Origin of the sequence: Sphingomonas astragali (assembly GCF_051400615.1) — a bacterium.
Lineage (GTDB): Bacteria > Pseudomonadota > Alphaproteobacteria > Sphingomonadales > Sphingomonadaceae > Sphingomonas.
The window spans coordinates 386,073-400,415 of sequence record NZ_JBLFFH010000001.1 but is presented as its reverse complement, the minus strand read 5'-3'; the positions used below and the strand labels follow the sequence as shown (position 1 = coordinate 400,415).

At 68.9% G+C, this 14,343-nt stretch carries 14 protein-coding genes; 9 read left to right on the top strand and 5 right to left on the bottom strand.

What is annotated here, in order from left to right:
- The first annotated feature begins 39 nt into the window (after nucleotides 1–39).
- Nucleotides 40–1,155: a hypothetical protein gene (locus ACMGER_RS02030; RefSeq protein ID WP_436810455.1), complete on the top strand. Its 1,116-nt coding sequence runs from the start codon at nucleotides 40–42 to the stop codon at nucleotides 1,153–1,155.
- Here ACMGER_RS02030 and ACMGER_RS02025 read toward each other — a convergent pair.
- Nucleotides 1,144–1,845, bottom strand: coding sequence for a helix-turn-helix transcriptional regulator (locus ACMGER_RS02025; protein WP_436810454.1), 702 nt, complete (start codon nucleotides 1,843–1,845; stop codon nucleotides 1,144–1,146). The genes ACMGER_RS02030 and ACMGER_RS02025 overlap by 12 nt on opposite strands.
- 191 nt (nucleotides 1,846–2,036) lie before the next feature.
- Here ACMGER_RS02025 and ACMGER_RS02020 point away from each other — a divergent pair, with 191 nt between their 5' ends.
- Nucleotides 2,037–2,441: a GFA family protein gene (locus tag ACMGER_RS02020; protein WP_436810453.1), complete on the top strand. Its 405-nt coding sequence runs from the start codon at nucleotides 2,037–2,039 to the stop codon at nucleotides 2,439–2,441.
- A 59-nt stretch (nucleotides 2,442–2,500) separates the two neighbouring features.
- Here ACMGER_RS02020 and ACMGER_RS02015 read toward each other — a convergent pair whose 3' ends face one another.
- From ACMGER_RS02015 to ACMGER_RS02005, 3 genes are read right to left on the bottom strand one after another with little or no spacing between them, the layout of a single operon-like run.
- Nucleotides 2,501–3,448, bottom strand: coding sequence for an aldo/keto reductase (locus ACMGER_RS02015; protein WP_436811645.1), 948 nt, complete (start codon nucleotides 3,446–3,448; stop codon nucleotides 2,501–2,503).
- On the bottom strand, nucleotides 3,445–3,615 hold the full coding sequence (locus ACMGER_RS02010; RefSeq protein ID WP_436811708.1) for a hypothetical protein: 171 nt from the start codon (nucleotides 3,613–3,615) through the stop codon (nucleotides 3,445–3,447). The genes ACMGER_RS02015 and ACMGER_RS02010 overlap by 4 nt, the downstream gene beginning before the upstream one ends.
- A gap of 8 nt (nucleotides 3,616–3,623) precedes the next feature.
- A complete protein-coding gene (locus ACMGER_RS02005) occupies nucleotides 3,624–3,905 on the bottom strand; it encodes a hypothetical protein (RefSeq protein ID WP_436810452.1) in 282 nt (93 codons plus the stop codon).
- A gap of 127 nt (nucleotides 3,906–4,032) precedes the next feature.
- Between ACMGER_RS02005 and ACMGER_RS02000 the strand changes: the two genes are divergently transcribed.
- From ACMGER_RS02000 to metH, 4 genes are all read left to right on the top strand, one after another.
- Entirely contained in the window at nucleotides 4,033–4,986 is a 954-nt protein-coding gene (locus ACMGER_RS02000; RefSeq protein ID WP_436811644.1) for an ArsR/SmtB family transcription factor, read from the top strand.
- Complete coding sequence (metF, locus tag ACMGER_RS01995; protein ID WP_436810451.1) at nucleotides 4,983–5,912, top strand: methylenetetrahydrofolate reductase; 930 nt, start codon at nucleotides 4,983–4,985, stop codon at nucleotides 5,910–5,912. The genes ACMGER_RS02000 and metF overlap by 4 nt, the downstream gene beginning before the upstream one ends.
- A gap of 35 nt (nucleotides 5,913–5,947) precedes the next feature.
- Nucleotides 5,948–6,994, top strand: a complete 1,047-nt coding sequence (locus tag ACMGER_RS01990; protein WP_436810450.1) for a homocysteine S-methyltransferase family protein — start codon at nucleotides 5,948–5,950, stop codon at nucleotides 6,992–6,994.
- Nucleotides 6,995–7,138: 144 nt separating this feature from the next.
- The gene (metH, locus tag ACMGER_RS01985; RefSeq protein ID WP_436810449.1) at nucleotides 7,139–9,793 is read left to right on the top strand and encodes a methionine synthase; all 2,655 of its coding nucleotides are present in this window, start codon (nucleotides 7,139–7,141) and stop codon (nucleotides 9,791–9,793) included.
- Between the two features lie 145 nt (nucleotides 9,794–9,938).
- Here the strand turns inward: metH and ACMGER_RS01980 are convergent, their stop codons facing one another.
- Complete coding sequence (locus tag ACMGER_RS01980) at nucleotides 9,939–10,811, bottom strand: NAD(P)H-binding protein (protein ID WP_436810448.1); 873 nt, start codon at nucleotides 10,809–10,811, stop codon at nucleotides 9,939–9,941.
- A gap of 104 nt (nucleotides 10,812–10,915) precedes the next feature.
- Between ACMGER_RS01980 and ACMGER_RS01975 the strand changes: the two genes are divergently transcribed.
- The 3 genes from ACMGER_RS01975 to ACMGER_RS01965 all read left to right on the top strand — a co-directional run bounded on the left by ACMGER_RS01975 (nucleotide 10,916) and on the right by ACMGER_RS01965 (nucleotide 14,156).
- Nucleotides 10,916–11,308: a winged helix-turn-helix transcriptional regulator gene (locus ACMGER_RS01975; protein WP_436810447.1), complete on the top strand. Its 393-nt coding sequence runs from the start codon at nucleotides 10,916–10,918 to the stop codon at nucleotides 11,306–11,308.
- Between the two features lie 185 nt (nucleotides 11,309–11,493).
- On the top strand, nucleotides 11,494–13,092 hold the full coding sequence (locus ACMGER_RS01970) for an MFS transporter (protein ID WP_436810446.1): 1,599 nt from the start codon (nucleotides 11,494–11,496) through the stop codon (nucleotides 13,090–13,092).
- A 32-nt stretch (nucleotides 13,093–13,124) separates the two neighbouring features.
- Nucleotides 13,125–14,156, top strand: a complete 1,032-nt coding sequence (locus ACMGER_RS01965; protein ID WP_436810445.1) for an alanine racemase — start codon at nucleotides 13,125–13,127, stop codon at nucleotides 14,154–14,156.
- Nucleotides 14,157–14,343: the final 187 nt, after the last annotated feature.

Here is a 14,343-nt window from a genome sequence, read left to right as displayed (position 1 = left end):
TGTCATTCCCCATGGGACGAGTGGCGCGGGAGGCGAGCAGTGGAGCAGAATCGGCGTATCGGCGACGGCGTGACATTGCGGCGCAGGGATGTGATCGCCGGCGCCGCGGTGGCCGGCGGGATGCTCGGCCTCGCGGCGCCGGTCTTCGCCCGGAGGGCTCGAGGCGGTGGTGCCGATCTCTCCGCGCGCGCCCATGACTGGGATTGGCTGGTCGGCGATTGGGACGTCTGGCACCGCCGCCTCAAGGACAGGCTGGCCGGCAGCAACGATTGGCAGGAGTTCGGCGGCAAGAGCGCGCTGTGGCTCGCGCTCGGCGGGCTGGGCACGATCGACGACAATATCGTCGACATCCCGAGCGGCAGCTATCGCGGCCTCACCATCCGCGCCTTCGATCCGGCGCAGGGGCAGTGGGCGATCTGGTGGCTGGACGGGCGCAATCCGACCGTGATCGACGCGCCGGTGCGCGGGGGCTTCGACGGCGACACCGGCGTCTTCACCGGGCCCGACCTGTTCAAGGGGCGCCCGGTGATCGCGCGCTTCCGCTGGCTGGATATCCGCAGCGCGCGGCCGCATTGGGAGCAGGCGCTCTCGATCGACGGCGGCCGGAGCTGGGAGATCAATTGGGAGAATTTCTTCACCCGCACCGCCCCGGCCGCGACGCCATTGCCCCTCTTGACGGAGAGGAACCGCGACTTCGATTTCCTCCATGGAAGCTGGTCGGTGCGGCATCGTCGCCTTCGGCAGCGGCTTGCCGGCAGCACGGATTGGGAGGCGTTCACCGGCACCCTGACCAACTGGCCGGTGCTCGGCGGCCACGGCAACGTCGGCGACAATCTCTTCGCGCGCACCGACGGCGCCCATCGGGGTATCGGCCTCAGGACGTTCGACTCGGCGCGCGGCGAATGGCTGAGCTGGTGGCTGGACGGGCGCAGTCCCGCCGGTTTCGCGCCGCCGGTGCGCGGCCGCTTCGCGGATGGCGTAGGCACCTTCACCGGCGAGGACAGGCTGAACGGCCGGCCCGTCCTGACGCGGACGCAATGGTCGCGGGTCACATCTGGGTCGGCGCGATGGGAGCAGGCGATGTCCGGCGACGGCGGCGCGACCTGGGAGACCAACTGGATCAGCGATTTCGCACGGGCATCGCTAGCAGCCTGAGCTGATCGGCGGCTGGTCCATCAGCGCGAGCCAGCGGGCGCGGAGCGCCGCCGGCCGCGCGGGATAGCGCTCCGCAAGCGTCTCACAGGCCATCATGCGGTCGAGGCGGAAGCTGCGGAAATCCTGCCTCAGCTCGCACCAGGCGACGAGGATGCGCGCGGCGTCGAGATAGCCGATCAGCGCGGGCCAGACGGTGCGCAGGGTCGCCGCACCCTTCTCGTCGCGATAGTCGAGGCGGACCTTGCGCCCGGCATGGATCGCGGCGCGCAGCGCCGTCACGTCGATCGTCTCGGGCGTGATCCGCCAGCCGGGCGTGGTGCGGGCGGCGGGATCGTCGATCAGCGTGCGCATCTCCGGCGGGACGACCGCGGCGACCTTGGCGAGCAGGTCGCGCGCGGCGCGGGCGAGCGCGGGATCGGCATGGCCCGTCACCCACTGCGCGCCGAGCACCGCTGCTTCGGCCTCGTCCGGTGTCAGCATCAGCGGGGGCAGGTCGAAACCGGCGTCGAGCACATAGCCGATCCCCGCCTCGCCGCGAATCGGCACGCGCTGCCCGATCAGCGCGGCGATGTCGCGATAGACCGAGCGTTTCGAGGTCTCGAGCTCCTCGGCAATCGCTTCCGCCGTCGCCGGGCGGCGCGAGCGGCGGAGGATCTGGACGATCTGGAACAGGCGGTCGGCGCGTCGCATCTTTTGTCCCGAAGGTTGCGGCACCGGCCCGCTCCCCCACCCGGCCACCCAACGGCAGTATTCTACGGTTGGCCGGGTGGAGGAGCGGGCCGGTGCCGATTACCCATAATGGCACTATGCTGACAACATGCTGGCAGCAGCATGGCAGTAGGTGACCACCGCGATCAAGTCAGCGATCAAGGGAGGCGACGATGCTCAAGACCTATCACGGCAGCTGCCATTGCGGCGCCGTGCGCTTCGAGGCGGACATCGACCTGTCGGCGGGGACCGGCAAGTGCAACTGCTCGATCTGCATGAAGCGGCGCAAATGGGGCGTGAACATCAAGCCCGAGCAGTTCCGGCTGTGTGCCGGCGCCGATGCGCTCACCGACTATCAGTTCGGCAACAAGTTCGGGCACCATTATTTCTGCAGCACCTGCGGCGCGGCACCGTTCGGCGACGGCTATGTCGAGGAGATCGGCGGCGACTTCATCTCGATCAGCATCAACTGCCTCGACGATGCGAGCGACGAGGAGCTGGCGGCGGTGCCGGTGGCATTCTTCAACGGACGCGACAACGCCTGGTGGGACAAGCCCGACGTGACGGGGCACCTGTGAGCCCGGGCCGCCAGATCACTTCGGCCACCCCGGAAACACGTCCGGGTGGCGAAGGATGATCAGGCTCCCGCGGCGGTCAGCCGGTTGAGCTGGTCGGTGGTAAGCGCCACCTCCCACGCGCCCACCAGCTCGCGGAGCTGGTCGACGCTGGTCGCGCTGGCGATCGGGGCGGTGACGCCGGGCTGCGCCATCAGCCAGGCGAGCGCGATCTGGGCGAGCGTGGCGCCGGTCTCCTCCGCCACCTGATCCATCGCCGCCAGCACGCCGGCCTTGGTCCTGACCAGCTCGCCCATGCGGCCGCCGCGCGGGCTTTTGCCGAGATCGGCCTCGCTGCGGTACTTGCCGGTGAGGAAGCCCGACGCGAGCCCGTAATAGGGCAGCACGCCGATATTGTGCTCGACGCAATAATCCTGGAGCTCGCCCTCGAAGCGATGGCGGCTGACGAGGTTGTATTCGGGCTGGAGCACGCGATAGCGCGGCAGGTCCTTCGCCGCCGCCGTCTCGTTCGCCGACTTGAGGCGCGCGGCGTGGAAATTGGAGGCGCCGAGCACATGGATCTTGCCGGCGTCGGCGAGCCGGCCGAATGCCTCCAGCACATCCTCCTGCGGCACGCCCTCGTCGTCCTGATGCGCATAATAGAGGTCGATGCGCTCGACTCCCAGCCGCTTGAGCGAAGCGTCGCAGGCGGCGGCGATGCGCGCGGGCGCGAGCTTCTCGCCGCCTTCGCCCGGGAGCATCCCGACCTTGGTCGCGATCTGAACCTTGCCGCGCTTGCCCGAGGCCTTGAGCCAGGCGCCGATCATGCTCTCGGATTCACCGCCGCGATGCCCCGGCACCCAGGCCGAATAGACGTCGGCGGTATCGATCATCGTGCCGCCCGCGTCGACGAAGGCATCGAGCACGGCGAAGCTCGCCTTCTCGTCCGCGGTCCAGCCGAACACGTTGCCGCCGAGCACCAACGGCGCGATGTCGAGGTCGGTGGCTCCCAGACGGCGCAGCTGCATCAGTCGAGGTCCTCCGGCGCGATGTTGGCGGCGGCCGCCTGATTGGCATCGAGCGCGGCCGCAGCCTCGTTGAGCTCCTGCTCCTGGTCGGCCGTGAGCTGGCCGGGAGCCCTCTGATCGTCTCCGCCGCCGCAGCCGGTGAGCAGCAGCAGCGGAGCGACCGCGATCAATGGCCGGATCAGTGCGCGATCTCGTTGCCGGCGGCGTGGAGCGCGTTGCCGGCCGCATCGGCGGCCTGATCGGTCAGGTTGGCGGCGTGATCGGTCGCGTTCTCGGCCGCGCCGAACGCCTGGTCCGCGGCGGCGTCGACGTCGTTGACCGCTTCGCCGAACGTGGCATTGGCGTCGGCGGCGACCGCATCGGCGGCATTGCCGACCGCGGTCTGGCTGTTGTCCGAACAGGCGGCGAGGCCGACGGCCGCCACGGCGACGGCGAGCGGCAGGAAATGGCGCTTGGTCATGTCTTCTCCCCCTTGGGTTGGGGCGTGAACGCTAACCGAGGCCAGCCGGTGCCGCAACCCGCCGCAATTCGATCGTGCAAATGGCTGCGTTGACCTCATATAAAGATATCTTTATATCTATATGGCTATGACCATGGTGCTCGACATCTTCCGCGCGCTAGCCGACGGGACGCGGCTGCGCATCCTGGCGCTGCTGCGCACGATGGAGCTGTCGGTCGGCGAGCTCGCACAGGTGCTGGGGCAGAGCCAGCCGCGCGTCAGCCGCCATGTCAAGATCCTGTGCGACGCCGGGCTCGCCGAGCGGCGCAAGGAAGGAAGCTGGGTGTTCGTCGCGCTGGGCAGGGCCGATCGGGTCGGGCCGGTGCTGGCGGCGCTCGACGAATGGAACAGGGCGACGCCCGATCATTGGGCGGTGGCGGACAGCGCGCGGCTGGCGGCGGTGCGCGCCGATCGCGCGGCGGCGGCGGCGGAATGGTTCGAGGGACATGCCGGCGAATGGGACGCGATCCGATCGTTCCATGTCGCGGAGAGCGAGGTCGAGGCGGCGATGGCCGGCGTGCTCGGCGATGCCCAGCTCGGCCGGCTGATCGACATCGGCACCGGCACCGGGCGGATGCTGGAGCTGTTCGCGCCCCGGGCGGAGACGGCGCTCGGCATCGACCGCTCGTCGGAGATGCTGCGGCTGGCCCGGGCCAAGCTCGCCGGCGCGGCCAATACCGAGCTGCGCCAGGCCGACCTCTACGCGCTGCCGATGGCGGACGACGCGGCGGACCTCGCGATCATCCACCACGTTCTCCATTTCGCGCAGCAGCCGGGCGCGGCGATCGGCGAGGCGGCGCGGGTGCTCGCGCCCGGCGGACGCCTGCTGATCGCCGATTTCGCGCCGCACGACCGCGAGGAGCTGCGCAGCCGCGAGGGGCATACCCGGCTCGGTTTCTCGGACGAGCAGATGCTCGGCTGGTTCGAGGGCGCGGGGCTGGCGCCGGTCCAGGTCGAGACGCTGGAAGGCGGCGAGCTGACGGTGAAGCTCTGGCTGGCACGCAAGACGGGTACGGATACTAAGGAGGTGAAGGCGGCATGAGCGGAGACGAAGAGGCACGCTGCGCGACGGCAGGGCCGCTCTATGCCGACCTCGCCGGCGACATCGGCGTGTCGTTCGAATTCTTCCCGCCCAAGACGGAGAAGATGGAGGAGACGCTGTGGGAGTCGATCAAGACGCTCGAGCCGCTCGGTCCTCGCTTCGTTTCGGTGACCTACGGCGCGGGCGGCACGACCCGCGAGCGCACCCATGCGACGGTCGCGCGGATCGAGCGCGAGACGTCGCTGGCGGCGGCGGCGCACCTCACCTGCGTCGAGGCGACGCGCGAGCAGATCGATGCGGTCGCCGAGGAATATTGGGCGGCCGGCGTGCGGCACATCGTCGCGTTGCGCGGCGATCCGCCGGTGGCCGGGGCCAAGTTCGCTCCGCCGGCGGGCGGGTACGAGAATGCGGCGGCGCTGGTCGCGGGCCTCAGGAAGCTGCACCCGTTCGAGATCTCGGTCGCGGCCTATCCCGAATGCCATCCGGACTCGCCCGATCCCGTGGCCGACCTCGACAATCTGAAGCGCAAGCTCGACGCGGGCGCGACGCGGGCGATCACCCAGTTCTTCTTCGAGGCGGAGACGTATCTGCGCTACCGCGACGCCGTCGCGGCGGCGGGGATCACCGCGGAGATCGTGCCGGGGATCATGCCGGTCACCAATTTCGCCAGCATCCAGCGCATGGCGGGGATGTGCGGCACGGCGGTGCCGTCCTGGATGGCGCGGCTGTTCGAGGGGCTCGACGATCATCCCGGCGCGCGCCAGCTCGTCGCCGCGACGATTGCGGCCGAGCTGTGCCGCCGGCTCTATGCGGGCGGCGTGCGCAACTTCCACTTCTACACGCTCAACCGCGCCGAGCTCAGCTACGCGATCTGCCACCTGCTGGGCCTCAGGCCGCAGGGCAAGGCGCGGGAGGCGGCGGCGTGATGCAGGTAAGCCCCTCCCTTTATGAGGACGGAATGATGACTGCACGCGAGAAACTGCTGGCCGAGGCCGCCAAGCGCATCCTGATCACCGACGGCGCGTTCGGCACCGAGATCCAGGGCTGGAAGCTGTCGGAGGCCGATTACGCGGGCACGCTCGGCCTGACGCACGACCAGAAGGGCAACAACGACATCCTCGCGCTGACCAGACCCGAGGTGCCGGAGGCGATCCATCGCGCCTATTTCGAGGCAGGCGCCGACATTGCCGAGACCAACACCTTCTCGGCCAACCGCATCAGCCAGGCCGATTACGGCGCCGAGCATCTCGTGCGCGAGATCAACCTGGAGAGCGCGAGGCTCGCCCGGCGGGTCGCGGACGAGTTCGAGGGCAAGGACGGTCGCCTGCGCTTCGTCGCCGGAGCGATCGGACCGACCAACAAGACGCTGTCGCTAAGCCCGGACGTCAACGATCCCGGCTATCGCGAGATCGACTTCGATTACCTGAAGGACGTCTACCGCGAGCAGATCGACGCGCTGGTCGAGGGCGGGGCCGACTTCATCCTGATCGAGACCGTGTTCGACACGCTCAACGCCAAGGCCGGGGTGATGGCGGCGATCGAGGCCGCCGGGGCGCTCGGCCGCGACCTGCCGATCATGCTGTCGATGACGCTGACCGACCTGTCCGGGCGCAACCTCTCCGGTCACACGGTCGAGGCGTTCTGGCACGCCGTCCGACACGCCAGGCCGCTGACGATCGGCCTCAACTGCTCGTTCGGTGCGGAGCAGCTCCGCCCGCATGTGAAGACGCTGGCCGGCATCGCCGACACGCTGATCATGGCCTATCCGAACGCCGGCCTGCCCAACGAGCTCGGCCAGTATGACGAGTTGCCCGAGACGACGGCGGCGCTGGTCAGCGAATGGGCGGACCAGGGCCAGGTCAACATCCTCGGCGGCTGCTGCGGCTCGACCCCGGCGCATATCAAGGCGATCGCCGAGGCGGTGAAAGCATTGCCGCCCCGCACGATCCCGACGCCCGAGGTGCGCACGCGGCTGGCGGGGCTGGAGCCGTTCACGATGGCGGCGTGACCCGCTCCTCCCCGCTTGCGGGGAGGGGACCAGCCGTAGGCTGGTGGAGGGGGCTCTCCACCAGTGATCAGCGAAGCGGAGAGCCCCCTCCACCGCTCTACGAGCGGTCCCCCTTCCCGCAAGCGGGGAGGATCAGAGAACGCAATGACCACCCCATCCTCCACCAATTTCGTCAACGTCGGCGAGCGCACCAACGTCACCGGCTCCGCCGCGTTCAAGAAGCTGATCCTCGCCGGCGACTATGCCAGGGCGGTCGATGTCGCGCGCCAGCAGGTCGAGAACGGCGCGCAGGTGATCGACGTCAACATGGACGAGGGCCTGCTCGACGCCGTCGAGGCGATGACGACCTTCCTCAAGCTGATCGCCGCCGAGCCCGACATCGCGCGCGTGCCGGTGATGATCGACAGCTCGAAATGGGAGGTGATCGAGGCCGGGCTCAAGTGCGTCTCCGGCAAGCCGATCGTCAATTCGATCAGCATGAAGGAAGGCGAGGCGCCGTTCCTCGACCATGCCCGCAAATGCATGGCCTATGGCGCCGCGGTCGTCGTCATGGCCTTCGACGAGGTCGGGCAGGCGGACACCCAGGCCCGCAAGGTCGAGATCTGCGAGCGCGCCTACAAGCTGCTGACCGGCATCGGCTTCCCGCCCGAGGACATCATCTTCGACCCCAACGTCTTCGCGGTGGCGACGGGCATCGAGGAGCACAACAACTACGCCGTCGATTTCATCGAGGCGACGCGCGAGATCAAGCAACGCTGCCCGCACGTCCACATCTCCGGCGGCCTGTCGAACCTCTCGTTCAGCTTCCGCGGCAACGAGCCGGTGCGCCGCGCGATGCACTCGGTGTTCCTCTACCATGCCATTCCCGCCGGCATGGACATGGCGATCGTCAACGCCGGCCAGCTCGACGTCTATGATACGATCGACCCGGAGCTGCGCACCGCCTGCGAGGACGTGATCCTCAACCGCGATCCCGAGGCCGGCGAGCGGCTGGTCGCGCTCGCCGAGAAGTTCCGCGGCACCGACGCCGCGGCCGAGAAGGCGGCCGAGGAATGGCGCAGCTGGGACGTCGCCAAGCGGCTCGAGCACGCGCTGGTCAAGGGCATCGACGCGCACATCGTCGACGACACCGAGGAGGCGCGGCTGGCCTTCGCCCGGCCGATCGAGGTGATCGAGGGCCCGCTGATGGACGGCATGAACGTGGTCGGCGACCTGTTCGGCTCGGGCAAGATGTTCCTGCCGCAGGTGGTGAAGTCGGCGCGCGTGATGAAGAAGGCGGTCGCCCACCTGCTCCCCTTCATCGAGGCCGCGAAGGAGGAGGGCGCCAAGGGCAAGGGCAAGGTCGTCATGGCCACGGTCAAGGGCGACGTCCACGACATCGGCAAGAACATCGTCGGCGTCGTGCTCCAGTGCAACGGCTTCGAGGTGGTGGACCTCGGCGTGATGGTGCCTTGGTCGCGGATCCTGGAGGCCGCCAACGAGAACGACGCCGACATGATCGGCCTCAGCGGCCTCATCACGCCCTCGCTCGACGAGATGGTGACGGTGGCCGAGGAGATGACGCGCGCGAAGATGACGATGCCGCTGCTGATCGGCGGCGCGACCACGTCGAAGGTCCACACCGCGCTCCGCATCGCGCCGGCCTATGACGGGCCGGTGGTGCATGTGCTCGACGCCAGCCGCGCGGTCGGCGTCGCCACCACGCTGGTCAGCGACACCCAGCGCGACGACTATGTCGTCAAGGTCGCCGCCGACTATGCCGCCGTCCGCGCTGCCCGCGAGGGCAAGGGACAGAATGAGCTGCTGCCGATCGCCAGGGCGCGCGACAACGCCTTCCCGGCCGACATGAGCCTCAAGCCCGGCAAGCCCAGGCGGCCCGGCATCCATGTCTTCCCCGACTGGGACCTCGCGGACCTGCGCGAATGCATCGACTGGACGCCGTTCTTCCGCGCATGGGAGCTGGCCGGGGTCTATCCCGCGATCCTCGACGACAAGCTGGTGGGCGAAAGCGCGCGCAGCCTGTTCGCCGACGCGCAGAGGATGCTCGACCGCATCGTCGCCGAGAAATGGCTGACCGCGCGTGGCGTCGTCGGGCTGTGGCCGTGCGTGCGTCACGGCGACGACGTGTTCGTCGATCCCGAAGGCGTGTGGACGCCGGAGGAACTGAAGTCGCTCGACCATCTCGGCCTGATCGAGAGCGACAATCTCGTCCGCCTGCCGTTCCTCCGCCAGCAGATCGCCAAGCGGGAGGGGCGGGCGAACATGTGCCTCGCCGACTTCGTCGACCGCGAGGGCGACTGGATCGGCGGCTTCGCCGTCTCGATCCACGGCATCGAGCCGCATCTCGCGCGCTTCAAGGCGGCGATCGACGATTATTCGGACATCCTGCTGAAAGCGCTCGCCGACCGCTTCGCCGAGGCGTTCGCCGAGCGGCTGCACCAGCACGTCCGCACGACGCTCTGGGGCTATGCGGAGGGCGAGCAGCTCACCAACGAGGCGTTGATCCGAGAGCAGTACCGCGGCATCCGCCCGGCACCGGGTTATCCCGCCTGCCCCGAGCACAGCCTCAAGCCGCTGCTGTTCAACATGCTCGACGCGCACCACGCGACCGGCATCAGCCTGACCGAGAGCTTCGCGATGCTGCCGACCGCGGCGGTTTCGGGCTTCTACTTCGGGCACCCGCAGGCGGAATATTTCGGCGTCGCGCGGATCGGCCAGGATCAGCTCGAGGACTATGCGGCTCGGCGCGGCGTGAGCGTCGAGCAGGCGACACGCTGGCTGAGGCCGAATTTGGATTAACCATTGTCCCTCTCCCTCTGGGAGAGCGAAGGAGCCGCGAAGCGGCGGGAGGGTGAGGGTGACTGCGGCCAACGAGGTCCCCCTCACCCTCCCATTCGGCTGCGCCGAGCGGGCCCCTCCCTCTCCCAATGGGAGAGGGGTTTAGTTACCCTCCGAGCGCTTCGGCGATCGTAGCGGCGAGCGGTGTCGTCGGCCGGCCGATCAGGCGCGAAAGCTCGTGCCCGTCGTCGAACAGGGCGCCGCCGGCCGTGGCGGCGCTCGAGTCCGCGATCAGCGCGGCATAGGGTTCGGGAAGCCCCGCGGCGACGAGTGTCGCGCGATACTCCGTCTCCGGCATGTCGACATAGGGAATCTCCCGGCCGGCGTGGCGCGACAGCTCGGCAGCGAACTCGGCCATCGTGAAGGGTTGATCACCGGCGAGCTCATGGATCGCAGCGGACGGCGCACTCTCGTCGAGCAGCGCGGCCGCCGCGGCCTCGGCATAGTCGGCCCGTGCGGCGGCCGCGATCCGGCCGTCCCTCGCGCTGCCGATCACCGCGTCGTGCGCGAGCGCGGCGGGGATCGAGGCCGTGTAGTTCTCCGTATACCAGCCGTTGCGCAGCAGGGTGTAGGGAAGGCCGCTCGCCGCGATCAGCGCCTCGGTCCGGCGATGCTCCTCGGCAAGGCCCAGCTTCGAGACGTCGGCGCGCAGCACGCTGGTGTAGGCGATCCGCGCGACGCCGGCGCGCTTCGCCGCGTCGATCGCGTTACGATGCTGCGCGACGCGCTGACCGACGGCGTTGGACGAGATCAGCAGCAGCTGCCCGGCACCGGCGAACGCCGCGTCGAGCGTCTCCGGCCGCTCATAGTCGCCCTGGCGGATCGTCACCCCTTCAGGAAAGAGCGTGGCGGCGCGGCCGGGATCGCGGACGATTGCCGCCACCGCCGCCGGCCCGGCACGGCGGGCGAGGGCAGCGACGACGAGCTGGCCGAGTTGGCCGCTCGCTCCGGTGACGAAGTAGCGGGGATTGGCGGTCATGGCGTTCTCCGGTCTCGTTTCGTTGACTTGGTCTCAGATAGAGACCATAAATCGGCAATGGAAGACGGCACTTGCCCGTCACCTGGTTACCGTGGAGATACCCGATGGACGCGCATGAGGCGCTGGGCGCGAAGTTCGAGCAATGGCTGGCGACGGGGTTCGACGAGACCCGGTGTCCGGTACGCAGCCTGCTCGACAGGATCGGCGATCGCTGGTCGATGCTGTTGCTCTGCACGCTGGCGGGCGGGCCGAAGCGGTTCAGCGCGCTCGCCCGCGCCGTGCCCGACATCTCGAAGCGGATGCTGACCCAGACGCTGCGCACGCTCGAGACCGATGGGCTTGTCCACCGCGACGTCCAGCCGACCGTGCCGCCCAGCGTCACCTATTCGCTGACCGCGCTCGGGGAGAGCTTCGCGGGACCGCTGCTCGCGCTGGTCGAATGGGCCGAGGCCAATTTCGCCGCCGTGCTGGCGGCGCGGGAACGGATGGCGGCGTAGCTTCACGCTCCTCCCCGTGCCGGGGAGGAGTTGAGAGAACGAAGAAATCGCTTTCCTAATAGGATTTGCTTTGCTTGGTTCCGCCGACGGCTGCCGGACGCAGCCGCGGGCAAAGTGGAGCAAAGTGAACGAATGAAGCGTGACTCCCTTCACTTTGGCGCCGGCCGTCTGGGGCAACGGAGGGGATGATGGCGACGACCTCCGACACGGCGTCCACGGGCGAGCCGAGCGCGAAGGACATGCGGCTGGTGATCTCGGCCTCGTCGCTCGGCACCGTGTTCGAATGGTATGATTTCTTCATCTATGGCACGCTCGCCGCGTCCGGGATCATCGGGCGGACCTTCTTTCCCGCCGGCAGCGAGATGGTGCAGACGCTGCTCGCCTGGGCGGGGTTCGCGGTCGGCTTCGGCTTCCGGCCGCTGGGGGCGGTGCTGTTCGGCTATCTGGGCGACAGGCTCGGGCGCAAATACACCTTTCTCGTCACCATCACGCTGATGGGCATCGCCACTGCGGGCGTCGGCCTCGTGCCCTCCGCCGCGGCGATCGGCATGGCGGCGCCGCTGCTCGTGCTGCTGCTCCGCGTCGCACAGGGCCTCGCGCTCGGCGGCGAATATGGCGGCGCGGCGATCTACGTCGCCGAGCATTCGCCGCCCGGCCGGCGCGGCTTCTTCACCAGCTTCATCCAGGCGAGCGTCAGCGGCGGCTTCATCCTGAGCCTCGCCGTAGTGCTGACCGCCAAGCTGACGATGTCCGATGCGGTGTGGCAGGCGTGGGGCTGGCGCGTGCCGTTCCTGTTCTCGATCGTGCTGCTGGCGGTGTCGCTCTGGATGCGCCTCAAGCTCTCCGAAAGCCCCGTATTCCAGGCGATCAAGGATGCGGGCGAGACCGCGCGCAATCCGTTCGTCGAGAGCTTCACCTATCCCGGCAACGGCCGGCGGCTGTTCGTCGCGCTGTTCGGCATCGCCGCGGGGCTGACGGTGATCTGGTACACCGCGCTGTTCACCACGCTTTCCTTCCTCCAGACGACGATGCGGGTCGAGGAGACCACCGCGCAGCTCATCACCGGCGTCGGCGCGGTGATGGGGCTGATCTGGTTCCTTCTCGCCGGGCGGCTGTCCGATCGGGTCGGGCGGCGGCAGCCGATCGTGATCGGCTATGTCGCGACGCTGGTGCTGCTGTTCCCGATCTTCTGGTACATGGGCGCCGCCGCCAATCCGAACCTCGCCCACGCGGCGCGCGAGGCGCCGGTGATCGTGGCGGGACCCCGGTGCCGCTATGATCCCTTCGTGGCGAGGCAGAAGGACGAATGCGGCCAGCTGCTCGATTATCTGTCGAAGAAGGGCATCGCCTACACCACCGCCGAGGCGCCGGCGGTGGCGGTGACGGTCGGCGGCGTGCCGGTGGCCGAACATTCCCCCGCCGCGATCGACGCCGCGCTCGTCGGGGCCGGCTATCGGCTCGAGAAAGTGGTGCCTTCGCCCGGCAACATCGTGCGCATCCTGGTCGCGATCTTCCTGCTCGCGGCATTGTCCGGGGCGACCTATGGGCCGGTCGCGGCGCTGCTGACCGAGCTGTTCCCGCCGCGCATCCGCTACAGCTCGATGTCGATCCCCTATCATATCGGCACCGGCTATTTCGGCGGATTCCTGCCGCTGATCAGCCAGTATATCGTCGCCCGGACCGGCGATCCCTTCGCGGGGCTGTGGTACACCTGGAGCGTGGTGGCGATGTCGCTGGCCGTGGTGATCGTGTTCCTGCGCGAGCGCGACCTGATCAAGGAGTAGCGTCCGCGCGGCGGGGCCGCTAACCGGCCCGTATGACTCCCTCCGCCCCGCATCGCCTGATCCTCGACGGTTCCGCGCTGGTCCACAACTGGCGGCTGCTCGCCCGGATGAGCGGCGGCGCGGCGTGCGGCGCTGCGGTGAAGGCGGACGGCTATGGCCTCGGCGCGGCGGAGGTGGTGGTGCGGCTGGCGGAAGCCGGGTGCCGCGATTTCTTCGTGGCGACCTGGGCCGAGGCGCTGGCGCTGGCGGGGCAGGAAGTGTCGATCGCCGTGCTCCACGGCGTCCGCGCCGAGGACATGGCGCTCGCCGGACTGCCCAACACGCGGCCGGTGCTCAACACCGCCGAACAGGTGCAGCGCTGGCGCGAGGGCGGCGGAGGCATGTGCGACGTGATGGTCGACACCGGCATGAACCGGCTCGGCCTGTCGGTGGAGGAGGTGACGGGCGGACTGCTCGACGGCCTCGCCATCGACGTGCTGATGAGCCATCTCGCCTGCGCCGACGAGGATTCGCCGATGAACGCCCGGCAACGCGACGCGCTGGCCGGACTCAAGAGCCGCACGAATGCACGGCGGCTGAGCCTCGCCAACTCCGCCGGGATCGCACTCGGCGCCGACTATGCGTTCGACCTGACGCGGCCCGGGCTGGCGCTCTACGGCGGCGTGCCGCGGGCGGAGCTGAGCGGAGTCCGGCAGGTGGTGTTCCCCGAGGCGCAGATCCTCCAGCGCCGCCGCGTGCCGGCGGGCGGCACCGTCGGCTATAATGCCATTTGGACCGCACCGGCGGTGACAGAGGTGGCGGTGATCAACCTCGGCTATGCCGACGGTTATTGGCGCGGCTTCTCCGGCAGCGGCAGCGCGCGGGCGGGTGGCAGGCAGCTGCCGGTGCTCGGGCGGGTGTCGATGGACCTTGCCGCGCTGGACGTCGATACGGCGCCAGACCTCGCGGAAGGCGATTGGGTTGCAATCGATTATGCGTTGTCCGCAGCGGCCGAGGCTTCGGGCATGTCGCAATATGAGCTGCTGACGGGGCTTGGCCGCCGATTCGAGCGGGTGTGGCGATAAGAAAGGCCGCCCAGGTGGGCGGCCCGATATTCAGTCGATCGTTCGACGCTTCAAGGATATTTCGGCGCCGGCGTAGAAGAAACGGTCGGTATCCGGATAGACGGCGCCGCTCTGGCCGGTCGCCGAAGGATTTTCGGTGCCGGTCAGGTCGTAAGGTGGCAACTCGTTCGAGACATTGTCGACGCCT